Here is a 22,852-nt window from a genome sequence, read left to right on the forward strand (position 1 = left end):
AAAACTTGCCCGATGCCACGGCTTGTACTCCGTAGTCCATTAATTAGGGTCAGATACCGTCTTGAATAGCAAGGCCGTTCGCTAAATAATTGGGATCGAAGGGCTTGCCAGTACGGACCACTCCGTAAATCAGATGTGTCATTTTGTGCATCACGGCCCCGATTACAGCTTTTTTTGCCATACCGGTGGCCAATAGTCGCTCAGCAAAGCGACGTAGTAGCGGGTTGTGTCGACATGCTACTAAGCTAGGCATATAAAGCGCCGCCCGCATAGACATGCTTCCAACTCGGCTAATCATGGTTCGACCTTTGATGGAGGTGCCGGAGCTGCGTTGTTTCGGAGTTACGCCGAGAAATGCGGCAAATGCCTTGGCGCTGTCAAATCTCCGGATGTCACCCAACTGGCCTAAGATCCTCGCCACCGTAGTGCCGCCGATACCTGGGATGCTCGTGATGAGCTCGGCATCATGCTTGAGGCCGGGATGTCGATCGATGTGATCATCGATGTCACCCTCCAATTTTTTGATCTCAGCGCTTAGCCAGGCGATGTGTTGCTTCACATGGTCGGCGACGTCGCTCATACCGGTGAAGGTGTTCGCTTCAAGCCGGTTTTCTTCCTGTTGGCGAATATCCTTTAATGCTTGTACTCGCATCGACCAAGCCCGCAACTGGCGCTGTTCCAGCGGTGGCGGCACCCAAGGCGCGGGCTTCATGGCAGCGCAATAGCGCGCAATGAGTCCGGCATCGGCAGTATCGTTCTTGTTGCGGATATTCTCACTATGGCCGAAGCCTTTGATGCAGGCCGGATTGACCACGCTAACGCTCATTGCTGCGTCATGCAGCGCCAATGCCACCGGTTCATAGTAAATCCCAGTGGCCTCCATGCAGACATGCAGCGTTTCTTTAGCGACTTTCGCCTTGCTTAACCACTCCAGGAGTAATTTGTATCCCTCGGCCGAATTATCCACCACCTTAGCCTTGGTCTTGCCGTTGACCAGCAAGGCAATATCGAGCTTCTTCTTGCTCACATCGATACCAACAACTGCGCACACCGTTTCCATTTTGACCTTTCTCGTATGCGGGCTTACGCGCCAGGCGATGGCCCAAGATACCGTTCGGACTTATAAAATGAAACGGGCAGAGGCACCTATCTGACCCACGTGCTCAACCGCACTCAGTCTAATCGGCATCACTCTGCCCGACCGCTTCGACATCATGATTATCCAATGGCGATGCGGTAGGTTCAATATACGAGAGTCGAATATTGATGTAGGAGAATATTCGACTCTGACCCTAATTAATTGCTGGATTATTGAATTCGACCGCAAGACCCGGAGTGCGACACCCGGGTTGCCTGCCTAGACTGGGAAGCGTCAACCACTCTGGAGTAAGTCATGAACTCACTACACAACACTATCGGACCAGCCCCCTATCTCCGGCAACCTCAAACTGTGGTGGAGGAAGAAGTCCATTACGCCATCGGCAACGGCCTGCTCGGAAAATTCCTGGCAGCCCAGACCTCGCACGGTATTTGCGCCATCATGTTCGGCGACGATGAACAAGCCTTGGTCACCGAACTGGCGCACAGCTTCTCGAAAGCAAAACTCATCCTGAACAACTGTGCGCTGCAAGAACTGATTACGGAAATCAACACCGTGGTAGCGTGGCCGGAATACAGGCTGAGCCAGCCGCTGGACATCGGCGGCACCAGCTTCCAGCAGCAGGTATGGCAAGCGCTGCTGGAAATTCCATCAGGCGCCACCGCCAGTTACCAGGACATCGCCAAGCGCCTCGGCAAACCCGATGCCGTGCGCGCCGTGGCAGGCGCCTGCGCCGCCAACCTGCTGGCGCTGGCCATCCCCTGCCACCGGGTCATCAGACAAGACGGCGACATCTCAGGCTACCGCTGGGGCGTGCAACGCAAGCAGGCGCTGCTGCAACGCGAGGCGCGTGCATGAACGCCGTCATCCGCACCGATACAGCGGCAGCCGCCACCATAACCGAGCGGCTGCAAGCTATGGACTGGGAAACCGCCTATCAGGATTTGGGCAGCTACGGCAGCGCGCTGCTGCCGAACCTGGTAACGCCGGCAGAATGCGCGGCGCTGAGCGCGCTTTATCCGTGCGACGATATCTTCCGCAGCCGGGTGGTGATGGAACGCCATGGCTTCGGACGCGGCGAGTATAAGTATTTCAACTATCCCCTGCCCGGCCTGATAGCCGACTTGCGCAGCACGCTCTATCCGCTGCTGGCGCCTTTGGCCAACCGCTGGAACGAAACGATGGATATCGCCGCCCGCTTTCCGCAAGAACATGCCGATTTCATCGCCCGCTGCCACGCAGCGGGACAATTGCGTCCGACGCCGCTCATGCTGCAATACGGCGCGGGCGACTACAACTGCCTGCATCAAGACCTGTATGGCGAACATGTGTTTCCGCTGCAGGCGGCAATCCTGCTGTCGCAACCGGGCCGCGATTTCAGCGGCGGCGAATTCGTGATGACAGAGCAAAGACCGCGCATGCAGTCGCGCCCTGAGGTCATCCCGTTAACCCAGGGCGACGCCGTCGTGTTTGCGGTCCATAATCGCCCGGTGCAAGGCCAGCGCGGCGCATATAGGGTAAATTTACGGCATGGCGTCAGCCGCATCCGCTCCGGGTCGCGGCACACGCTGGGCGTGATTTTCCATGACGCTTTATGAAGAGCTGCGCATGACTTTAGATTTATTCGGTCTTGAAGAATTGTCCGTATTGTCCGGCAAACGCCAGCAACAGCTGGCGCAAGACGCATTCGTATTGCGTGCCTTCGCTACGCCCTACGTAGCGCAGTTGTTGCCGCTGCTGGAGACAATCCAGCAAGCATCGCCGTTCCGCCACCTGGTGACTCCGGGCGGCTTCCGCATGTCGGTGGCCATGACCTGCTGCGGCGCCCTGGGCTGGACCAGCGACCGCCGCGGCTACCGCTACAGCGCTATCGATCCAGACAACGGCCGCACCTGGCCTGCCATGCCCGATATTTTTTTGCAGCTGGCGCAAGCCGCGGCTGCACAGGCCGGGTTCGACAGCTTCCTGCCGGACGCTTGCCTGATCAACCGCTACCAGCCGGGAACCAGGCTGTCGCTGCATCAGGACAAGGATGAGCAAGACTACGCCGCGCCCATCGTTTCCGTCTCGCTGGGCATTCCCGCGATGTTCCTGTTCGGTGGCCACGAGCGCAGCGACAAGGCGGCGCGCGTGCCGCTGTTCCATGGCGACGTCGTAGTCTGGGGCGGCGTCGACCGGCTGCGTTATCACGGCGTGCTGCCGCTGAAGGAGGCCGAACATCCCTTGCTCGGCGGACAAAGGATCAATCTCACTTTTCGCAAGGCCGCTTAAATGCCTGGTTCAACCATTATCGCTACGGACATATCAGACAATATCCACCATGAAGCTGAACACTTCCTTTCGGCGCTGGATCCTGACTGGGCGCGCCATATAACCCGCATCGGCCCCTGCCGCCACCGCGCCAAGCCGGCGCGCGATCCCTATGAAGCCCTGGTGCGGGCAATTGCTTACCAGCAGCTGCATGCACGTGCCGGCGACGCCATCCTCGGCCGCATGCTGGCCCTGTTTGGCGATACATCTTTTCCGAGTGCGCGGCAATTGCTGGACACGCCTGTCGATATCTTGCGCGGCTGCGGCTTCTCGGCCAGCAAGATCGCCACTATCCACGGCATTGCGCAGGCGGCACTGGATGGCGTCGTGCCGCCGCACGCCGAAGCTGTAGCCATGAACGACGCCGATCTCATCGAACGCCTGACCAGCTTGCGCGGCGTCGGCCGCTGGACGGTCGAGATGTTCCTGATCTATACGCTGGAGCGCATGGATATCTTGCCAGCTGACGATTTCGGCGTGCGCGAAGGTTACCGCCGCCTGAAGAACCTGCCGCAGGCGCCGACCAAAAGACAGATCGGCGACATCGGCCTGGCCTGAAGTCCCTACCGCACCGTAGCTGCCTGGTATCTGTGGCGCCTGCCGAAAAATCAGGAGGATTATGAGGATAATGTCTGAATTTGACGGCAAGACTCGGAGTGCCCGGCCTCCGATGCATTGCTAAAGTACAGCTACGATACAACCATAGCCAACCGGAAGCCGATATGCGAGCGCTGACACAACACCAACATACTGCCAGGCAAGCTGCCGAGCGCGATCCGCGCTGGGCGGCGGTGCTGGCGCGCGATCCGGCCGCAGACACGCAATTTGTCTATGCGGTGAAGACCACTGGCGTGTATTGCCGCCCGAGCAGCCCGACGCGCCTGCCGCGCCCGGAAAACGTCGAGTTTTTCGATACGCCGGCGGCGGCCGAAGCAGCCGGCTACCGGCCCAGCAAACGCGGCGCCGACCAGACCTCGGTGGCGGCACACCATGCCGAACTGGTAGCGGCCGCCTGCCGCCGTATCGAAAGCGCGGAAGAATTGCCGAGCCTGGAAATGCTGGCTGCCGACGCCGGCCTCAGCCTGTTTCATTTCCATCGCGTATTCAAGGCCGTCACCGGACTCACGCCCAAGGCCTACGCCAATGCCCATCGCGCAAAAAAAGTACGCGATCATCTCAGCCATAGCCACTCGGTGACCGAGGCGATCTACGACGCCGGCTTCAATTCCAACAGCCGTTTTTATGAAGCTTCCGGCAAGGTATTGGGCATGACGCCGACCGACTATCGCGCCGGCGGCGCCAATACCGATATCCGTTTTGCCATCGGCGAATGCTCGCTGGGCGCGATCCTGGTGGCGCGAAGCGAACGCGGCGTCTGCGCCATCTTCCTGGGCGACGATCCGAACGCGCTGGCGCACGATTTGCAGGATAAATTCCCGCGCGCCCACCTGATCGGCGCCGACCATGATTTCGAACAGCTGGTGGCGCAGGTAGTGGGTTTCATCGAAGCGCCTGCCCTCGGCCTGGACCTGCCGCTGGATGTGCGCGGCACGGCTTTCCAGCAGCGTGTCTGGCAGGCGTTGCGCGATATCCCGGCCGGCAGCACCACCAGCTATGCTGAAATCGCGGCGCGCATCGGCTCGCCCAAGGCGGTGCGCGCCGTGGCCCAGGCATGCGCCGCCAATAGCCTGGCAGTGGCGATTCCCTGCCATCGCGTGATCCGCAGCGACGGCAGCGCTTCGGGTTATCGCTGGGGAGTGGAACGCAAGCACGCATTGCTGGAACGCGAACAAAGAAAATGAAACGGAAGTGGCGGCTCGTCGGCGCCGACGGCAGCGGCTACGACAGCGACCGTCCGGGCGCATTGGGCGGCCACCGCCGCAGCCGCATTTACGGCCGCCTCGATTGCCGTGCGGCGCTGCAAGCGATTGCGCGAGGCGGTTATGTGAAGAACCGGGTATTTTTTCTCAACCAGGCTGATGCACGAGCTGCCGGCTACCGGCCCTGCGCAGTCTGCCTGCCGCGAGACTACGCGCACTGGAAAGCGCGGCAGAACCAGACGGCTGCAGGCCGGTAATTTTTTACAGTGGGCGCAACTGATCGTCCAGCGAACGCGTTTTTTCACTGACGACATCGCCGGTATGCAGCGTGGTCTTGCGTTCGATCAGCATGATGTGGCACTCCTGTTCCGCCACCGGGTTATGCCGCACGCCTTTCGGAACGACGAACATTTCGCCCTCGCCCAGTTCTACCGTGCGGTCTTCCATTTCGATGCGCAAGCGGCCTTTCAGGATCAGGAACAGTTCGTCTTCGTTGTCATGGCTGTGCCAGGCCAACGAACCTTTTACCTTCGCAACCTTGACGTAAGAGTCGTCGACCTCGGCCACCACGCGCGGCGACCAGTGTTCTGTCAGTGAGGCGGCTATCTGTTGCGGTGAGCTGACATTGGACATGATTTTCCTTTCGGTTGCTGTTTTTCATCATTACTGAAAGCCCATCAAGAGCCTTTCAGTTTGTTCGCCAGGTAATTCCGCACTTGCTGTTCCTGTTCCGCCGACATGTCGCCCAGGACGCCATGCCGGTGCGGTGGAATATGCGCAGCCAGGTCTGTATTGTCGTCAAAAACATAATGGTTGAAGATGGCGGCCCAGGCCTGGCGATAAGCCGGTGCCCGCTTTTTCAGGTTGATCAGGGCCAGCATCAGGCTGTCGGAGCCGGAGTGGATGGAATCGGCCGTGCCGACCGCGCCGCCCCACCAGTAATTGACCAGGATATTGCATGCCTGCAGCGATTCGACATGATGCCACCACAGCGGCGGTATGTAGAGCGCATCGCCCGGCTCCAGTTCTGCCGACCGGGCTGCTTTCAGGGCATCCTTGAATTTGGGATATTTTTTAAAATCCGGCTGGTTCAGCGCCACCATGCTGATCGGCGCACCGGTGGGTGCGAAATCCAGGGGGCCGATATAAAGATTGCCGATCTGCTCCGGCGGGAAAAGGGTAAACCGGCGCTTGCCGCTGACCACGCAAGCGATGTTATGGGCGTCGTCAAAATGCGCCGGAGTGGTGACGGCGTTGCCTATCCAGATCCTGGGGATGACTTCGGGGCCAAGCACCGACAATCTGTTCTCATCCAGGAATCCCGGCAGGCAGCTGGAAATCAGCGCGCTCTGGGCCGCGACTGCCGGCGGATCGGCAAACTGCCGGTAACGCAGCAACTGTTCGAGGATGGCGGAGACCGGCAGCCGGTTGCGCAGGTAGTTGAAACCGTTCATGGTTTCATCGTAGAAGATGCGGCCCTTGGCTTGCGGCGGCGTCATGATCGCATCGACGTCGCTGCCGCTATCCAGTTTTCTCAGGTAATCGCAAATCGCTTCGGTAGAAGTCTTGGCCAGCCGCACCGCCGGCCAGTGCTTAACATAACCGCGCAGGACCACCGGCTGGTATTGGGTGGCGATCTCTTCCTTGAAGATGCGGTCGTCCACATCGTATCGTTCGGCAATCGCTTGCAAGCTCTGGCTCATTCGGCTTCCTGGTAAAAGACGGCTATCAATTTGCCTGAGGAGGATAACCCGATTTGAGCTGATGATCCAGAATGCGTTATGGTGCGGCCGGTGCGATCATATGAATGTGTGAAATACCATCCTCGTCGTACAGCTCGCCAACCGGTTCGAAGCCAAAGCGACTATAAAACCGCTGCAAGTGCGCTTGCGCGCCGATCTTGACGTCACGCCCTGGAAACAGCCTGGCGGTTTGCGCCATGGCCTGCTGCATCAGTTCGTAACCGGCGCTTTTGCCGCGTAGCTCGGGTGCTGTCACCACTCGCCCGATCGACGGCAAGTGGAACGCTTGCCCCGGCGGCACGATGCGCGCATACGCGCCCAGCTCGCCGTTCGGCAGATAACCCAGGCCGTGCCAGGAATGCAGATCGATACCGTCGGCATCCTGGAATACGCAGGTCTGTTCCAGCACGAATACACGCTGCCGCAACTGCATCGCCGCATACAATTGCACAGTACTCAACTCCTGGAACGGCAGCCAATGCCATCCCATCATCGTTGCTTCTGCCATAGCCTTAAGCGGTGCCGCCGACAGTCACGCCATCAATGCGCAAGGTAGGCTGGCCGACGCCGACCGGCACGCTCTGGCCTTCCTTGCCGCAGACGCCGACGCCGGGATCGAGTTTCATGTCGTTACCGATCATGGAAACCCGGTTCAGCACGTCCGGACCGTTGCCGATCAGGGTTGCGCCCTTGACCGGATAAGTGACTTTGCCGTTTTCGATCATGTAGGCTTCGCTCGCCGAAAACACGAACTTGCCGTTGGTGATATCGACCTGGCCGCCGCCGAAATTGACTGCGTACAAACCGTTCTTCACCGATGCCAGGATTTCCGCCGGATCCTTGTCGCCGGCCAGCATGTAGGTGTTGGTCATGCGCGGCATCGGCAGGTGGGCGAACGATTCGCGGCGGGCGTTGCCGGTCACCGGCATCTTCATCAGGCGCGCGTTCATGGTGTCCTGGATATAGCCTTTCAGGATGCCGTCTTCAATCAGGGTGGTGCACTGGCTAGGATTGCCTTCGTCGTCGATATTCAGCGAACCGCGGCGGTCGGCGATGGTGCCGTCATCCACCACGGTGACGCCCTTGGCCGCCACCCGTTCGCCGATGCGGCCGGAGAACGTGCTGGAACCCTTGCGGTTGAAATCGCCTTCCAGGCCATGGCCGATCGCTTCGTGCAGCAGGATGCCGGGCCAGCCAGGTCCGAGCACTACGGTCATCGGGCCGGCCGGGGCCGGCCGCGCGTCCAGGTTGACCAGCGCCGAAGCGACTGCGTCAGCCGCGTACTGCTCCAGCAAGTCATCGCTGAAATAGCTGTAGCTGTAGCGTCCGCCGCCGCCGCTGCTGCCGGTTTCGCGGCGGCCGTTCTGTTCGACGATGACCGTCACCGACAGGCGCACCAGCGGCCGGATATCGGCGGCGATCACGCCGTCGCTGCGCGCCACCAGCACTACATCGTATTCTGCGGCCAGGCCGGCCATCACTTGCACCACGCGCGGATCCTTGGCGCGCGCCAGGCGCTCTACCCGTTCCAGCAGCTTGACCTTTTCGGTGGCGTCCAGCGACACCAGCGGATCATTCGGCAGGTACAGGGAACGGCCGCCGCTTTGCTGCATGCCGGCGGCGATCTTGATCTTGCCGGCGCCCTGGCGGGCGATAGTGCGGGTGGCTACCGCGGCGTCGTGCAAGGCACGCTCGGAAATTTCATCGGAATACGAAAACGCAGTCTTGTCGCCGGAAATGGCGCGCACGCCTACTCCCTGGTCGATGGAAAAGCTGCCGGTCTTGACGATGCCTTCTTCCAGGCTCCAGCCTTCGCTCTTGGTGAACTGGAAATAGAGGTCGGCGTAGTCGACCTTGTGCGTGAACATGGTCCCCAGCGCTTTCAGCAAGCTCGACTCGTCCAGGCCGAAAGGCGTCAACAGGATATCGCGCGCGATGGCTAAAGTGCCCAGGTTTGGTTCAAATGGTTTCATTGGTATTCCGGTTTTACTGTGGTGTTAGTACGGATTGTAGAGCATCCCGGGCCGGGCTGGCCCGGGCGCTGAAAATAGTAATATCTAATAGATAATTCGTATTGCCAACGATTGCTATAACTTGCGATGCAGCAACGCCGGCAAACTGTCCCGCACTCCCTTAAGGAAATGGGGGTCGATGCTGCCGCTGACAAGGCCCTCGCCTTCCGCCAGCACCGATTTAATTTCACCCCAGGGGTCGATCAGCATGCTGTGGCCCCAGGTGCGGCGGCCGTTGGGGTGCTTGCCGCCTTGCGCTGCCGCCAGCACATAACACTGGTTTTCGACGGCGCGGGCGCGCAGCAGGATTTCCCAGTGGGCCTTGCCGGTGGTGTAGGTAAACGCCGCCGGCACCACAATCAGGGAGCAATCGCCAAGCGCCCGGTACAGCTCGGGGAAACGCAGGTCGTAGCAGACCGACAAGCCGACCTTGCCGAACGGCGCCTGGAAACTGCCGGTGTCCTTGCCGTAGACGATAGTGCGCGCTTCATCGTAGGATTCCTCGCCTTTGCTGAAACTGAACAAGTGGATCTTGTCGTAGCGGCTGACCTGGCGGCCGTCCGGGTCGAATACCAGGGTGGTGTTGAGCACCTTGCCGACCTCGTCGGCGATCATCGGCAGCGTGCCGCCGATCAGCCAGATGCCATGCTCTCGCGCCAGCTGCGCCATGAAAATCTGGATCGGTCCTTCACCCAGGATTTCGGCGCAGGTCAGCTTGTCGGTGTCCTGCATGCCCATGATGGGCCAGTACTCAGGCAGCAGCACCAGCTGCGCGCCCTGCGCGGCGGCTTCGGCTACCAGGCGCCGCGCGGTGTTGAAATTTTCTTCCAGCACCGGCGTCGACACCATCTGGATCGCGGCGATGTTGAAACTGGCTGGACTGGATGCTTGGCTCATGGTGCGAAACTCCTGCGCTGTGGCAAACGTTGTGGCAAGGATCAGCGGCCGGACGACAGATCGGGGTGCTTGCGGTCGGCGTCTCGGTCTTGTGATCGAGTTTGGTCACGACCGGATCGGTCCAGCCGCCGGTAATATTATATTCAAAGGTAAAAGCCCGCATCAGCGGATCGCGCAGGAACAGCTGCGCCAGGAAAGTGCCGATGCCAATCACCGGATTGATCGCCAGCGCCACCACCGAGGCGGTGCCGGCATTGATTTCCGGCAGCACCGCTACGTGCAGGTCCTGGGTCTCGCGCGCGATGTCCGCGACGCCGTCCATCAGCACCGTGGCGCTGACGCCGCGCATCTTGAAGTTGTCGGTATGTGCCTTGCCCTGCGTGATCGAAGCGGTGCCGACTACGCTATCGAAAGCAAAACCTTCAGAAAAGATGTCGCGGAAATCCAGGGTCAGGCGGCGCGGCAGCGATTGCAGGCTGAGCACCCCGAGCAGCTTGGCGGCGCCCGGATCGACTTTCAGGAACTGGCCTGCCGCCATGTCCAGGTTGATCTGGCCGGACAGTGATGGAATATCCATGGTGAACGGCAGACCCTTCCAGCTGACTTCGCCGTCCATGCGTCCCTTGGCGGCGCGCAGCACGTGCGCGAAACCGAAACGGTCCAGCAGCTTGCCGGCATCGGCGATATCCATGGCGTAAGTCAGGCTGGTGGTGTTGTCGCCGTTGACGGTGGTCCATTTGCCGTCGGCCTTCAATTCCGCGTCGGGATTCTTGATCGACAGTTTATGGATGCGCCATTCGTTGCCGACGTTGGCGCGCACATTGTTGGCGCTCAGTTCAAGCCGTCCGAGCTTCTTGCCGAGCAGCTGGAAATCCTCGGCGATGATGTCCAGCCCGGGAATCTGGGTGGAGCCGCCCTTGCCTTCCAGCACGTCGCCGACATCCGTCTCGCCGCCTTGCGGAATGATCAGCGAAGACAGGCGCGCGGTAACCTTGCCGAGGCCGCGGCCCGACGGTGAAGCGTTCCAGGTCACGAAGCCCGAAGCCTGCCTGGAGTCGATGTTGACCTGCCAGGAATTTTTCTGATGAGTGGCGCCCAGCACCACGTTGTCCAGCGTCTTGCCAAGCAGGATCAGCTGGTTGGCCTTGACCGACACCAGGTTAGGTTCGGCATACTGCGCCAGGCCGGTCAGAGGCGTTTCCTCGCCGGTCTTGACTGCGCCGTCCTCGTTCAAGGCGCCGGCCAGGTTGTTCCAGGCGTCGACGTTCAAGGTCTTGGCGTTCATGTTGATCGCCACTCCGCTATCCGGTTCCGGCGCCGGTGAATTGATGCCGATGCCGCCGCGCAGAATTTTCCAGTCGGCGGGTTTGCCGTTCTCGACGGCGTTCTTGCCGAGCGGCTTCTGCCGCTGGTAGCGCGCGACGATGGCAGATCCCAAGGCCAGCTTGAGTTCATCGCGCGCCATCGCCGCATCGTCGGAAGCGACACCCAGCCACTCGAATTTGAACGGCATGGCTTCGCCGGCGCTCTTGCGCAATGGTTCAGGGAAATCCAGGCCTATGCCTTGCAAGCTGGACTCGACCACCAGCTCCGGATGATGATCGCGGATCGCCACCGTGGCTGTATAACGGCTGCTGCCGCTGGCGTGGGACAGCAGCTTTTGCATCGCTGCAGCGGGATACATGGCGCGCAAGCCGTCGGCGCCGGCATTGCCTTCGATCTTGATCAGGGTCTGGCGGTCAGCCTGGGTGCCGCCGCTGGCTTGCACCGGCCCGCCCAACAGGTTGCCCTTGATACCGTTCAGGTTGAAGCCTTTTTCGTTGAATTCAAGCTGGCCGGTAGCATTGGAGATAGGCGGGATGATCTTTTGCAGGATCACGTCGTTGTTCTGGAATTGCAGCACACCGGTGACCTTGGCGTCGATCAGATGGGCCAGCGGCAACTGCAGGTTCAACTGCAGCTTGGCGTTGCCCTTGCCTTGCGATTCGCTGGTGAAGCCGTCGATCCAGTGCAGCACCGGACTGTCCTTGGTGAACTGCACGAAATTCTGCAAGGTGCCGGCAGCGCTGCCGTCGATCAGCAGCATCTCGTCATGCGACGACAGGTCCGGCACGGTGGCTGTCACGTCGCTCACCGCCACAGCCGAGGTTTGTGCAGTGGCAGCCTTGATCTGAAGGCGCGTGCGGTCTACCGCAAACGTACCCTCTATCTTTTCCAGCAGCGGCCACAGAGGCTGCTTGCCGTCCTGGCCGACATGCGCGGGATCGTATTCAAGAGTACCGTTTTCTATTTTTCCGGCAACGCTGAATTCACCTTTCGGTTTGGCATTCGCGGTTTCGGTGCGGAACGGGAAATCGGCCAGGTCACCCTTGAGCCTGATCGTCACGTCTTTTGCCTTGCCTTCCTTGAGCGCGCCGACCAGCCAGTTGCGCAAATGCTCGGGGGTATGCAGCGGCAGGTAAGTGCCGATTTTTTTCAGGTCGAATTCACTGATGCTGCCGGTCATGTCGATCACGCCCAGCGCGACGCCGTGGCGATCTTGCAGCGGCAACAGATGCGTTCCCGACAACGATCCGGCCAGGCCATCCTGGACGAAGTTCATGCTGTCGATCTGCAGCAACACGTTCTTCTGCTGGAAGTTCCAGCGCGCCTGCATGTCGAGCTTATCGAAAGGCAGCAGCGGCGCGTCGAAGAACCCGGGTAAGTCCAGCCGGGTTTTTTCCGATTTCAGGTTGACGCTGCCGCCGTCCTGGTTGGCGTTGACGCTTCCGCTCAGGTTATCGACCCCGGGAATCCCCGGCACCGCGGCCTGCGCCGGCTGGCTGGCCGTCTTGGGCTGCGCCGCACGGGCGCCTGGGCATTGATGGTCAAACCTTCGAACTGGCCTTTTGCGCTGTACGACGCGATCGCCGGATAAGCGCCCTGCCATTGCGCGGCAAAATCGCGCAGCTGGCCGCGCGGCGCAAAATCGTCAATCATCTTGATCTGTGCCGCGCTCAGGGGCAAGCGCTGGGCAAAACTCGCCAGCGTCTGCAAATCCAGCTGCTTGGCCTGCAAGCTGTATTTTTCCGCTTGCTTGCCTTGCGCCGGTACGTACGATTCGCTAATGGAGGTGCGCGGCAGGCTCAGGCCGTCGGCGGTTTTTAAAGAAAAATCGGTGAGCGTTACCGTGTGGCCGTTGGCGCCGAAGGCCGGCAGACCGTCTTGCGGCATCGGTCCCAGTTCCTCGTGGGCGGAAACCCGTCCGCTGATATTCTCCAGGGCCAAGGGCTGCAGGTCGGGCCGCAGGCGCATGGCCAGGCCGTTCAGTTCAAGATCGGCTGTAAAGTTGCTCATCTTGGCGTGATCCAGGTCGAGCCAGGCTTGTACTGCGCCCTTGCCCTGGCTGATCTCGACCGGATAATCGAAGTAAGGCTTCCACACGGTCAGGTCGGCATCGTGCAGGTTGGCGTAGAGGGTGCCGGTCCAGCGCTTGAAGTCGGCAATCTTGTGGGTAAATACCGGATGGACAAAATTCGCCCGCACATCCAGCGGCGCGGCGAATGACGCGGGCGGCGTCGCCCGTGCCGACAATTGATGGCGGCGCCAGCGGTTTTGCAGAACCAGGTCGATATTGGTCAGGACCAGTTCCGGCGCCTTGCGCAGGTCGTCGCGCCAGCGCACCTGGCCGTCGCGGATCACGATCTTGCGCTGGGCCAGCAGCCATTCGGCGCCGGCGCCGTCGTTTTCCTGCCCGGAATTGACCAGGATGCCGGCCACGAACAGATTGCCCTGGGCATCGCGCTCTATCTGCAAATCGGGCTTGCTGATCTCCAGCGAAGCCAGCCGGACGGCGCCCACCAGCGCGGAGCGCCAGGAGATGGTGGCCGCCACCTGCGGCAAGGTCAGCGCAGGCTGGCCGCCTTTATCGTGCACCACCACGTTGTCCAGCACCAGGTGCGGCTGCAAGCCATGCCAGGAGGCCTGGATCGCGCCGATCGAGACCGGATTGCCCACCGTTTTGCTGACGATATGCTCAACCTCAGCCTTGTAGTAGCCGACGTTCGGCAACACTACATAACGCAAACCCAGGAACAGTCCGCAAAACAGGAAATACGCCACGACCAGCAATGTCAGCAAAGCGCCCAGCAGATGGTGGGTAACCAGGTTAACGTGCTTATAAGTGGCAATCCCGGCGCGCCAGCAGATGGCAAGCTTGCTGGCCGGCGACGGGATTTTTGCTTGTTCTTCCAACATCAATCAGAATGGGTAAAATTAATCATTATGAAACAGTGGCAGGACACGAAGCCTGCTACTCTGTTCCCCAACTGAGCAGGGATAGGAAGTAAAATAAATCGACTGCACCGAGTGTTTCCAGAGTGGCAAGCTGTTGATGTTCGACAAGCCACCAAGCCATATGTTCGCATGGATATGGCCGTGCATAGCTAAAAAAACAAAAAGACCTTCGATAACCCTGCTATTTTCTTTGAATTTTGCCTCATTTATCCTTCAAATCCGTGACTCCATCACTATTAAGCAGTACCGCCGCCTCGCGCTATTTTTTGCGCTGGGTGAATGCCGAAGCTGGACGCGCCGCGCAGGTCACAGAATTAGCTGGGCCCGTAACAAGATTAACCGTCGACCGGACTCTGTTGACGCATTTATTACAAAAAGAAACAGATTCCGGCATGCCGTTACCGCGCGCCATGCGCCGCCTGCGCAACCTGCTGGTATGCACCCTGATCGAACGCGATCTGCGCGGCCTGGCCGACCTGGACGAAGTGGTCAGCGCCGTTACCACCTTCGCCGAATTTGCGGTGCAAACCCACCTGGCGGCCCTGACTGTCGACCTGGTGGCGCTGCACGGCACGCCGCTGGGCGAAGAATCGGGCCAGCCGCAAGAGTTGCTGGTGCTGGGCATGGGCAAACTGGGCGGCTGCGAACTCAACGTTTCTTCCGATATCGACCTGATCTTCACCTACGCGGAAGATGGCGACACCCAAGCAGGCGACGGCCAGCGCGCGCTGTCGAACCATGAGTTCTTTACCCGCCTCGGCAAGAAACTGATAGGCGCCTTGTCCGAGATCACCGAAGACGGCTTCACCTTCCGGGTTGACATGGCGCTGCGGCCGAACGGCGCCTCGGGGCCGCTGGTGGCCAGCTTCAACATGGTCGAGACCTACCTGGTGACCCAGGGCCGGGAATGGGAACGTTATGCCTGGTGCAAGGCGCGCGCGCTGACCGGGCGGGCGGAAGATATCGCCACCTTGGCCAACATCAGCCGTCCGTTCGTGTTCCGGCGTTACCTGGACTATGGCTCGATCGACGCCATGCGTTCCATGCACGCGCAAATCCGCACGGAAGTAAAGCGCCTGGAAGCGCTGCATCCGGAACGCAGCAACAACGTCAAGCTGGGGCGCGGCGGCATCCGTGAAATCGAATTCCTGGCACAGGTGTTCCAGCTGATCCGCGGCGGCCGCGACTGCGATTTGCGCGACCGCTCCACCCGGGCCACGCTGCGCACCCTGGCCGTCAAGAACCTGCTGGACGCCGAGGTAGTCGACAAGCTGCTGGCCGCCTACGATTTCCTGCGCAACCTGGAGCACCGGCTGCAATACCTGGACGATGCGCAAACCCATACCTTCCCGACCAATGACGCCGACTGCCTGATCATCGCCCAGGCCATGGGTTTCCCCGATGTGCCGTCGCTGATGCAGGAACTCGACCAGCACCGTACCCTGGTCGACGCCCAGTTCGACGACATCTTCAAGGACAAGCAGAACAGCCGCCCCGCCAGCAAGACTGGGACGACTGCGACAATCCGCTGCACACGCTGAGCGAAACCGACAGCCGTGAAACGATTGCCCTGGTGCTGACCCACTGCGGCTTCTCCGACGCCTCGGCGGCGGCGCAACGCTTGGTCACCACCTGGCAATCGACACGCGTGCAGAACCTGCCGGCGGCCAGCCGCGCGCGCCTGCTGGCGCTGGTCAACGCCGCGCTGCCGGTAGTGGCCGCCATCCCGGAACCCGAGCGCCACCTGCCTACCCTCAACCGCCTGCTGGACTTCCTCGAGGCGATCGTACGCCGCGCCGCCTACCTGGCGCTGCTGACCGAATATCCGGCCACCCTGCATCGCGTGATCCGCATGATCAGCGCCAGCGACTGGGCCGCCAAGTACCTGACCCAGCATCCTATCCTGCTGGACGAACTGCTCGATCCGCGCAGCCTGAACGCGGCGCCGGACTGGCCGGTGTTCGCCCAGGAATGCAAGCGCCAGCTCGATACCGCGCCGGGCGACACCGAACGGCAGATGGATATCCTGCGCGAAATGCACCATGCCCAGCAATTCCGCCTGCTGGCGCAGGACCTGGAGGGAGTCCTCAGCGTCGAGGCGCTGGCCGACCATCTCTCCATCCTGGCCGACATCCTGGTGGCCGCCACCGTGCAGGCGATCTGGAACATGATGCCGGGCCGCCACCGCGAAACGCCGCTGTTCACCGTGATCGCCTACGGCAAGCTGGGCGGCAAGGAACTCGGTTACGTCTCCGACCTCGATGTGGTGTTCCTGTATGACGATGAAGACCAGGACGGCCCCGCCCTCTACGCCAAGCTGGCGCAGCGCTTCATCACCTGGATGACCAGCCATACGCCGGCCGGCATCCTGTTCGACATCGACATCGCGCTGCGTCCTGACGGCGCCAGCGGCCTGCTGGTGTCGTCGTTCGGCAAGTTCGAGAAATACCAGCGTGAATCGGCCTGGCTATGGGAGCACCAGGCCCTGACCCGGGCCCGCTTCTGCGCCGGCGACGCCGCCATCGGCGAACGCTTCGAAACCCTGCGCGTGGAAGTGCTGCGCCAGCAGCGCGACGCCGCCAAGCTGCAAAGCGAAGTGCTGGAGATGCGCCAGAAAATGCGCGACGCCCATCCCAACCGCAGTGACCGCTTCGACCTCAAGCATGACGCCGGCGGCATGATAGACATCGAATTCCTGGTGCAATTCCTGATCCTGCGCCACGCTGCCGCCTATCCGCAACTGACCGCCGACATCGGCAATATCGCCTTGCTGAAACTGTGTGGGGAAATCGGACTGATTGACGGGGGCCTGGCTAACGCAGTAGCCGATGCCTACCGCACTTTCCGCAAACTGCAGCATCAGGGCCGCTTGCAGGGAGAAGAACGGGCGCGCGTGGCGGCAAGCCGCATAGCGTCCGAAATCTCGGTGGTAAAACAATTGTGGTCCGAAACGTTCACGGCCGCATCCAGCTGACCGCAGCGATCCCTTGCTGTAAAAAAAAGCCCCGCTCAATGCATGAGCGGGGCTTTTTTTTCGGGCAAGCCAGGTTTTACCTGGCCTTATTTACTTGGCCTTATTTACTTGGCGTTAACCAGTGCAACCGTAGTATCCAGCATACGGTTCGAGAAACCCCACTCATTGTCGTACCAGCTCGACACCTTCACCAGGCGACCGGAAACCTTGGTCAGCGTGGAGTCGAAGTTGGAAGAAGCCGGGTTGTGGTTGAAATCGACCGACACCAGCGGCTCGACGTTGTAAGTCAGCAAACCCTTCAAGGCGCCGTTTTCCGACGCATCTTTCATGATCGCGTTGACTTCATCGACAGTGGTGTCGCGCGCGGCGACGAACGACAAATCGACCAGCGAGACATTGATGGTCGGCACGCGGATCGCAAAACCGTCCAGCTTGCCGTTCAGCTCAGGCAGCACCAGGCCAACCGCAGCGGCAGCGCCGGTCTTGGCCGGGATCATGCTCATGGTGGCGGAACGGGCGCGGCGCAGGTCTTCGTGGTAGACGTCGGTCAGCACCTGGTCGTTGGTGTAGGAGTGGACGGTCGTCATCAGGCCGTTCAGCACGCCGATCTTGTCGTTCAGCGGCTTGACCAGCGGCGCCAGGCAGTTGGTGGTGCAGGAAGCGTTGGAGATCACGGTGTCGCTGGCTTTCAGCACGCCGTGGTTGACGCCGAACACGACAGTAGCGTCGACATCCTTGCCGCCCGGCGCCGAGATGATGACTTTCTTGGCGCCACCCTTGATATGGGCGCTGGCCTTTTCCTTGGTGGTGAAGAAGCCGGTGCATTCCAGCACGACGTCAACGCCCAGCTCGCCCCATGGCAGTTCAGCCGGGTTACGCTGCGCCAATACCTTGATGCGGTCGCCGTTGACCACGATGAAATCGCCGTCGACTGTCACGGTGCCAGGGAACTTGCCGTGGGCGGTATCGTACTGGGTCAGGTGGGCATTGGTTTTTGAGTCGCCGAGGTCGTTGATGGCAACGATCTCGATGTCATGCTTTTTGCCGCCTTCGTAATGGGCGCGAAGGATGTTGCGGCCGATGCGGCCATAGCCATTGATGGCGACGCGAATAGTCATGGTTTTCTCCTAAGGTATTAACAATAAATGCGTAACAACAAATTCGTCTCAATTGACCCTGATGGTACGCCAGCCATAGCCGGCTTCCTGCAAATCCAAACCATCCCAGCTGAACGGCTGTTCCACCAGCAGCTCCGCGCCCAGCATTTCGTAGAACTGCCGCGCCTGGCGGTTTTCCGCCAGCACCCATACCAGCATGTTGTTGGCGCCGGCGCTCGCCAGCGTCGCTGCCACATGGGCCACCAGGCGGCGGCCGATGCCGGCGCGCTGCACTGACGGTTCCAGGTAGATCGCGGTCAGCTCCGAATCGTAGCCGAGCTTGGCTTCAGCCAGCGTCATTCCCGCGGCAAAACCGAGCACCTCGCCATCGACTTCCGCCACAAACACATTGGCCGCATTCGACGTCGCCGACAGGATGCGGCTCCAGATGGCGGTGCTGTCCTCAACCTTCATGCCGTCCAGATAGTCGTCCGGGATAATGCCGCGGTAAGTGGCGCGCCAGCTGTCGATGCGCACTGCCGCGATCACCGACGCATCGTCGACCGTGGCGCGGCGGATCACGACATCGCCAACGATGTTGGTGATGTCGAGACCCTTGGCCTTCTTGACTTCTCTTACATTCATGCCAGTATCAACTTGGTCTTGGCGACGACATTTTCAACGGTGAAACCGAAATGCTTGAACAGCACAGGCGCCGGAGCCGATTCGCCGAAGGTGTCGATGCCGACCACCGCGCCTTCCAGGCCGACATACTTGTGCCAGAACGCAGTCACGCCGGCCTCGATCGCCACGCGCGGCAAGCCGCGCTGCAAGACGCTGGCCTTGTAGGCAGCTTCCTGGCGGTCGAAGACGTCGGCGCAAGGCATGGAGACCACGCGCACTGCAATGCCTTCCAGCGCCAGCGCGGCGGCGGACTGCATCGCCAGTTCCACTTCCGAACCGGTGGCGATCAGGATCGCCTTGGCGTCCGACGCATCCTTCAGGATATAAGCGCCGCGCTTGATGTCGGCGATCTGCTTCGCATCGCGCTCTTGGTACTGCAAGTTCTGGCGCGAGAAAATCAGCGTGCTTGGGCCGTTCTTGCGTTTCACCGCCTGTTCCCACGCCACGGCCGATTCAACCGTGTCGCATGGACGCCAGTTGTCCAGCTGCGGAATCAGGCGCAGGCTCGATACGTGTTCCACCGATTGGTGGGTCGGGCCGTCTTCGCCCAGGCCGATGGAGTCATGGGTGAACACGAAGATCGAACGGATCTTCATCAGCGCCGCCATGCGCAGGGCATTGCGGCTGTAGTCGGAGAAGGTCAGGAAAGTGGCGCCGAACGGGATGTAGCCGCCATGCAGGGCGATGCCGTTGATCATGGCGCTCATGCCGAATTCGCGCACACCGTAGTTGATGTGGTTGCCCGGCTGGTCGGCGCGCACTGCCACCGATTCTTTCCAGTTGGTCAGGTTGGAGCCGGTCAGGTCGGCCGAACCGCCGAGGAATTCCGGCAGCACCTGCGCCAGTGCCTGGATGGCGTTCTGGCTGGCTTTGCGGGTGGCGATGGTTTCTTTCTTGGCGACGCAGCTGGCGATGTAGTCGCTCGCAACCTGTTCGAAATTGCCAGGCAGTTCGCCCTTCATGCGGCGCGTGAATTCAACCGCTTGCTGCGGGTATTCGGCGGCGTAGGCGGCGAACAGCGCATTCCAGTCGCCTTCGAACTGCTTGCCTTGCGGCTTGGCGTCCCAGGCGGCGTAGACGTCTTCCGGGATTTCAAACGGCGCCGAGGTCCAGCCCAGCGCTTCGCGCACGGCGGCGATTTCCTTGTCGCCCAATGCCGCGCCGTGCACCTTGTCGGTGCCGGCCAGGTTCGGCGAACCCTTGCCGATCACGGTCTTGCAGCAGATCAGGGTCGGCTTGTCGGACAGCTTGGCCTGGTGAATCGCGGCGCTGACGGCTTCCACATTGTGGCCGTCGACGGCGCGAATCACGTTCCAGCCGTAAGCTTCGAAACGCTTCGGGGTGTCGTCCTTGAACCAGCCTTCGACATGGCCATCGATCGAGATGCCGTTGTCATCGTAGAGCGCGATCAGTTTCGACAGGCGCAGCGTGCCGGCCAGCGAACAGGCTTCATGCGAAATGCCTTCCATCAGGCAACCGTCGCCGACGAAAGTGTAGGTGTAATGGTCGACTACCGGGAAATTGGCGCGGTTGAATTCCGCCGCCAGCAGTTTTTCCGCCAGCGCCATGCCGACTGCATTGGTCAAACCCTGGCCCAGCGGACCGGTAGTGGTTTCTATGCCTGGCGTGACGTCGACTTCAGGATGGCCCGGCGTCTTCGAATGCATCTGGCGGAAATTGCGCAGCTCGTCCATCGGCAGGTCGTAGCCGGTCAGGTGCAGCAAGGCGTATTGCAGCATCGAACCATGACCGTTCGACAATACAAAGCGGTCACGGTTGAACCAGTGCGGATTAGCAGGATTGTGACGGTAGTGCTTGGCCCACAACGCGACTGCGATTTCCGCCATGCCCATCGGCATGCCGGGATGGCCGGAGTTGGCTTTCTGTACAGCGTCCATTGCCAGCGCGCGGATTGCATTGGCCATCTTTGTAGTCGGAAGTGTGGAGGTCATGGTGTGAGCAGGTAAGCAGCAGTTGAAGATCGATTAAAAAACGAATCGGTTGGAAAGCGGTTGGCAGGCGAAAAGCAGAGAAACAGCCCACAAAAGCCGATATTTTACCAAAATGCAGTCGATTCCGGTTCAAATCGGCGCATCTCTCCCATGTCGAGGCGGTAAAATGCTGCCGCACCACATGAAGCCTGTGATCGCATCGAAGCCGGATCGCATGGTTTTGTTGCAATTTTCATATCCAGCCACCTGCCCGCAGTACTTTTCCATTGATCCCGCCATGCAAGGTTTACATCTGACGGCCGACTGTTACGACTGCCGCTGCGCCCCAGGCCTGTTACTTGACCCCATCCGGCTGCGCAAGTTCGTGCTGGAGCAAACCCTGGGTTCGGGGCTGACCGTCGTCGGCGAAAAATTCCATCCGTTCCAGGCCAGCGACGGCAGCCCCGCCGGCATCACCTGCGCCTTGCTGCTGGCCGAATCGCACCTGGCGATCCATACCTGGCCCGAACGCGATGCTGTGACCCTGGATGTCTATGTCTGCAACTTCACGGAAGACAATAGCGCCAAGGCCAGCGGCTTGCTGGACGCCCTGGTCGCCGGTTTTGCGCCCGCCCGGTGGCAAAGCCACCGCCTGCAGCGCGGCAACGGCGCCGACGACCAGACCCTGGCGCTGGAGCAGCTCACGCCGCATACCGCCTACGGCACGCAGCTGGCGCCGCCGCTGGTGCAGGTGCAATCGCCGTTCCAGCGCGTGGAAATTGCCGACTCCGCCGAGTTCGGCAAAGTGATGCGGCTGGACGGCGCCTACATGACCTCCGAGCGCGACGAATTTTTCTATCACGAATGCCTGGTCCATCCGGCTGCGCTTAGCCACCCTCACCCGCGCCGCGCCCTGATCGTCGGCGGCGGCGATGGCGGCAGCAGCGAAGAACTGCTCAAGCATCCGTCGATAGAACAGATCGTCTTGTGCGAAATCGACCTCATGGTGATCCAGGCTGCGCGTTTGCATCTGCAATCGATCCATCGCGGAGCGCTGGACGATCCACGGTTGCATCACATCGCACAAGATGGTTTTGCCCACGTACGGGAAGCGGCGCGCGCTGCCGCGGCCGACCAGCGTTACGACTTGATCCTGCTCGACCTGACCGATCCGCAAGGCGCGGACGGCAGCGCGCTGGCAGCCGACTGCTACACCCTTGAATTCATGCAGGCCTGCCGCACCCTGCTCAACCCGGGCGGCGCGCTGGTGATGCACCTGGGCAGTCCGTTCCACCATCCGCAACGATTCGCCTTGCTGCGCCAGCGCCTCGGCAGCGTGTTCGGCCAGGCCCATCCTTATACCGTGCATGTGCCGCTGTATGGCGCGCTATGGGGCATGGCGATCGCCAGCGACGACCTTGATCCGCTGCAGCTGGATAGCCATGCGCTGGCAGGCCGCTTGCGGGAAAGAGCGCTGGGCGAGCTCCAGTACTACAACGAAAATGTCCATTCGGCACTATTCGCCTTGCCCAATTTCGTGCAGAATCTGGGCGCCTAGTTTGTTGTTGCAAATTCATCGTTGCCCGATATGGAGAGCGTCTTGCCAACCACCAGCCTTTTGAAGCAAATCCCGCAATCCGCCGCGCCGTCGGCCAGGAAGAGCCGCGCCGTGCCGCTGGTGCTGGCGGCCTCGGCCCTGATCGCGGGCTGCAGCCCGCGCCAGGCGCGCGACGAATACGCCAGCCAGGACGACTGCAAGAAAGACTGGGGCCGGCCCGAGCTGTGCCAGCCGGTTTCGGGCAGCAGCTCAGGCGGCCACGGCGGCGCTTACTACGGCCGCTACTACGGTCCCAGCTACGATGAAGGCGAACGCGCGAGCGCACAGCGCAGCGCGCGCAGCGGCGGCAACAGCTTTGGCTTGGCCGGCGCCGGCGAGAGCAACCACTCGGTCGGCCGCAGCGTGTCGCGCGGCGGCTTCGGCGGCGCCCACATTTCCTCCGCCGGCGGTTAA

Annotated in this window: 19 protein-coding genes and 1 pseudogene; 9 read left to right on the plus strand and 11 right to left on the minus strand. The window is 60.9% G+C overall.

The genetic code is table 11. The annotated features are described in order from the left end of the window. Positions 1 to 49: 49 nt before the first annotated feature. Positions 50 to 1,060 (minus strand): IS110 family RNA-guided transposase, encoded by a 1,011-nt coding sequence (locus CFter6_RS18435; protein WP_061539234.1) that lies wholly within the window; start codon positions 1,058 to 1,060, stop codon positions 50 to 52. A gap of 333 nt (positions 1,061 to 1,393) precedes the next feature. Between CFter6_RS18435 and CFter6_RS18440 the strand changes: the two genes are divergently transcribed. From CFter6_RS18440 to CFter6_RS18465, 6 genes are all read left to right on the plus strand, one after another. Continuing rightward, positions 1,394 to 1,957: a methylated-DNA--[protein]-cysteine S-methyltransferase gene (locus CFter6_RS18440; RefSeq protein ID WP_061541155.1), complete on the plus strand. Its 564-nt coding sequence runs from the start codon at positions 1,394 to 1,396 to the stop codon at positions 1,955 to 1,957. Then, on the plus strand, positions 1,954 to 2,697 hold the full coding sequence (locus CFter6_RS18445; RefSeq protein ID WP_061541156.1) for a 2OG-Fe(II) oxygenase: 744 nt from the start codon (positions 1,954 to 1,956) through the stop codon (positions 2,695 to 2,697). Before CFter6_RS18440 ends, CFter6_RS18445 begins: the two co-directional genes overlap by 4 nt. Before the next feature lie 10 nt (positions 2,698 to 2,707). Continuing rightward, complete coding sequence (gene alkB / locus CFter6_RS18450; protein ID WP_061541157.1) at positions 2,708 to 3,370, plus strand: DNA oxidative demethylase AlkB; 663 nt, start codon at positions 2,708 to 2,710, stop codon at positions 3,368 to 3,370. After that, the gene (locus tag CFter6_RS18455) at positions 3,371 to 3,967 is read left to right on the plus strand and encodes a DNA-3-methyladenine glycosylase family protein (RefSeq protein ID WP_061541158.1); all 597 of its coding nucleotides are present in this window, start codon (positions 3,371 to 3,373) and stop codon (positions 3,965 to 3,967) included. It abuts the gene before it with no gap. A 164-nt stretch (positions 3,968 to 4,131) separates the two neighbouring features. Continuing rightward, positions 4,132 to 5,211: a bifunctional DNA-binding transcriptional regulator/O6-methylguanine-DNA methyltransferase Ada gene (ada, locus tag CFter6_RS18460; RefSeq protein ID WP_061541159.1), complete on the plus strand. Its 1,080-nt coding sequence runs from the start codon at positions 4,132 to 4,134 to the stop codon at positions 5,209 to 5,211. Further along, on the plus strand, positions 5,208 to 5,486 hold the full coding sequence (locus CFter6_RS18465) for an Ada metal-binding domain-containing protein (protein ID WP_061541160.1): 279 nt from the start codon (positions 5,208 to 5,210) through the stop codon (positions 5,484 to 5,486). Before ada ends, CFter6_RS18465 begins: the two co-directional genes overlap by 4 nt. Before the next feature lie 4 nt (positions 5,487 to 5,490). Here CFter6_RS18465 and CFter6_RS18470 read toward each other — a convergent pair whose 3' ends face one another. The 7 genes from CFter6_RS18470 to CFter6_RS26520 all read right to left on the minus strand — a co-directional run bounded on the left by CFter6_RS18470 (position 5,491) and on the right by CFter6_RS26520 (position 14,116). Continuing rightward, positions 5,491 to 5,862 (minus strand): cupin domain-containing protein, encoded by a 372-nt coding sequence (locus CFter6_RS18470; protein ID WP_061541161.1) that lies wholly within the window; start codon positions 5,860 to 5,862, stop codon positions 5,491 to 5,493. Between the two features lie 44 nt (positions 5,863 to 5,906). Next, positions 5,907 to 6,932 (minus strand): cupin-like domain-containing protein, encoded by a 1,026-nt coding sequence (locus CFter6_RS18475; RefSeq protein WP_061541162.1) that lies wholly within the window; start codon positions 6,930 to 6,932, stop codon positions 5,907 to 5,909. A gap of 76 nt (positions 6,933 to 7,008) precedes the next feature. Continuing rightward, complete coding sequence (locus CFter6_RS18480) at positions 7,009 to 7,464, minus strand: GNAT family N-acetyltransferase (RefSeq protein WP_061542460.1); 456 nt, start codon at positions 7,462 to 7,464, stop codon at positions 7,009 to 7,011. 19 nt (positions 7,465 to 7,483) lie between these two features. Beyond that, positions 7,484 to 8,944 (minus strand): metalloprotease TldD, encoded by a 1,461-nt coding sequence (gene tldD / locus CFter6_RS18485; RefSeq protein ID WP_061541163.1) that lies wholly within the window; start codon positions 8,942 to 8,944, stop codon positions 7,484 to 7,486. A 114-nt stretch (positions 8,945 to 9,058) separates the two neighbouring features. Continuing rightward, positions 9,059 to 9,832, minus strand: coding sequence for a carbon-nitrogen hydrolase family protein (locus CFter6_RS18490; protein WP_082814858.1), 774 nt, complete (start codon positions 9,830 to 9,832; stop codon positions 9,059 to 9,061). Then, the gene (locus tag CFter6_RS26515) at positions 9,735 to 12,683 is read right to left on the minus strand and encodes a YhdP family protein (protein WP_236904692.1); all 2,949 of its coding nucleotides are present in this window, start codon (positions 12,681 to 12,683) and stop codon (positions 9,735 to 9,737) included. The genes CFter6_RS18490 and CFter6_RS26515 overlap by 98 nt, the downstream gene beginning before the upstream one ends. After that, positions 12,653 to 14,116: a YhdP family phospholipid transporter gene (locus CFter6_RS26520; protein ID WP_236904407.1), complete on the minus strand. Its 1,464-nt coding sequence runs from the start codon at positions 14,114 to 14,116 to the stop codon at positions 12,653 to 12,655. Before CFter6_RS26520 ends, CFter6_RS26515 begins: the two co-directional genes overlap by 31 nt. 260 nt (positions 14,117 to 14,376) lie before the next feature. Between CFter6_RS26520 and glnE the strand changes: the two are divergent. Then, positions 14,377 to 17,129, plus strand: a pseudogene (gene glnE, locus CFter6_RS18500) (bifunctional [glutamate--ammonia ligase]-adenylyl-L-tyrosine phosphorylase/[glutamate--ammonia-ligase] adenylyltransferase). A 104-nt stretch (positions 17,130 to 17,233) separates the two neighbouring features. On the opposite strand, the gene gap reads toward glnE, so the two are convergent. From gap to tkt, 3 genes are read right to left on the minus strand one after another with little or no spacing between them, the layout of a single operon-like run. Next, positions 17,234 to 18,247 (minus strand): type I glyceraldehyde-3-phosphate dehydrogenase, encoded by a 1,014-nt coding sequence (gap, locus tag CFter6_RS18505; protein WP_014007231.1) that lies wholly within the window; start codon positions 18,245 to 18,247, stop codon positions 17,234 to 17,236. A gap of 48 nt (positions 18,248 to 18,295) precedes the next feature. Continuing rightward, positions 18,296 to 18,871, minus strand: a complete 576-nt coding sequence (locus CFter6_RS18510; protein WP_061541165.1) for a GNAT family N-acetyltransferase — start codon at positions 18,869 to 18,871, stop codon at positions 18,296 to 18,298. After that, positions 18,868 to 20,862: a transketolase gene (tkt, locus tag CFter6_RS18515; protein WP_061541166.1), complete on the minus strand. Its 1,995-nt coding sequence runs from the start codon at positions 20,860 to 20,862 to the stop codon at positions 18,868 to 18,870. The genes CFter6_RS18510 and tkt overlap by 4 nt, the downstream gene beginning before the upstream one ends. A gap of 277 nt (positions 20,863 to 21,139) precedes the next feature. Between tkt and speE the strand changes: the two genes are divergently transcribed. Beyond that, positions 21,140 to 22,399: a polyamine aminopropyltransferase gene (gene speE / locus CFter6_RS18520; protein WP_061542461.1), complete on the plus strand. Its 1,260-nt coding sequence runs from the start codon at positions 21,140 to 21,142 to the stop codon at positions 22,397 to 22,399. A 42-nt stretch (positions 22,400 to 22,441) separates the two neighbouring features. Continuing rightward, the gene (locus tag CFter6_RS18525; protein ID WP_061541167.1) at positions 22,442 to 22,852 is read left to right on the plus strand and encodes a hypothetical protein; all 411 of its coding nucleotides are present in this window, start codon (positions 22,442 to 22,444) and stop codon (positions 22,850 to 22,852) included.

This window comes from Collimonas fungivorans (assembly GCF_001584145.1).
GTDB lineage: Bacteria > Pseudomonadota > Gammaproteobacteria > Burkholderiales > Burkholderiaceae_D > Collimonas > Collimonas fungivorans.

Excerpts from the sequence above, each read along its gene's own strand:
- CFter6_RS18435 (WP_061539234.1), bottom strand. The coding sequence starts at position 1,060 with ATGGAAACGGTGTGCGCAGTTGTTGGTATCGATGTGAGCAAGAAGAAG.
- CFter6_RS18440 (WP_061541155.1), top strand. The coding sequence starts at position 1,394 with ATGAACTCACTACACAACACTATCGGACCAGCCCCCTATCTCCGGCAA.
- CFter6_RS18445 (WP_061541156.1), top strand. The coding sequence starts at position 1,954 with ATGAACGCCGTCATCCGCACCGATACAGCGGCAGCCGCCACCATAACC.
- alkB (WP_061541157.1), top strand. The coding sequence starts at position 2,708 with ATGACTTTAGATTTATTCGGTCTTGAAGAATTGTCCGTATTGTCCGGC.
- CFter6_RS18455 (WP_061541158.1), top strand. The coding sequence starts at position 3,371 with ATGCCTGGTTCAACCATTATCGCTACGGACATATCAGACAATATCCAC.
- ada (WP_061541159.1), top strand. The coding sequence starts at position 4,132 with ATGCGAGCGCTGACACAACACCAACATACTGCCAGGCAAGCTGCCGAG.
- CFter6_RS18465 (WP_061541160.1), top strand. The coding sequence starts at position 5,208 with ATGAAACGGAAGTGGCGGCTCGTCGGCGCCGACGGCAGCGGCTACGAC.
- CFter6_RS18470 (WP_061541161.1), bottom strand. The coding sequence starts at position 5,862 with ATGTCCAATGTCAGCTCACCGCAACAGATAGCCGCCTCACTGACAGAA.
- CFter6_RS18475 (WP_061541162.1), bottom strand. The coding sequence starts at position 6,932 with ATGAGCCAGAGCTTGCAAGCGATTGCCGAACGATACGATGTGGACGAC.
- CFter6_RS18480 (WP_061542460.1), bottom strand. The coding sequence starts at position 7,464 with ATGATGGGATGGCATTGGCTGCCGTTCCAGGAGTTGAGTACTGTGCAA.
- tldD (WP_061541163.1), bottom strand. The coding sequence starts at position 8,944 with ATGAAACCATTTGAACCAAACCTGGGCACTTTAGCCATCGCGCGCGAT.
- CFter6_RS18490 (WP_082814858.1), bottom strand. The coding sequence starts at position 9,832 with ATGGTGTCGACGCCGGTGCTGGAAGAAAATTTCAACACCGCGCGGCGC.
- CFter6_RS26520 (WP_236904407.1), bottom strand. The coding sequence starts at position 14,116 with ATGTTGGAAGAACAAGCAAAAATCCCGTCGCCGGCCAGCAAGCTTGCC.
- gap (WP_014007231.1), bottom strand. The coding sequence starts at position 18,247 with ATGACTATTCGCGTCGCCATCAATGGCTATGGCCGCATCGGCCGCAAC.
- CFter6_RS18510 (WP_061541165.1), bottom strand. The coding sequence starts at position 18,871 with ATGAATGTAAGAGAAGTCAAGAAGGCCAAGGGTCTCGACATCACCAAC.
- tkt (WP_061541166.1), bottom strand. The coding sequence starts at position 20,862 with ATGACCTCCACACTTCCGACTACAAAGATGGCCAATGCAATCCGCGCG.
- speE (WP_061542461.1), top strand. The coding sequence starts at position 21,140 with ATGCAAGGTTTACATCTGACGGCCGACTGTTACGACTGCCGCTGCGCC.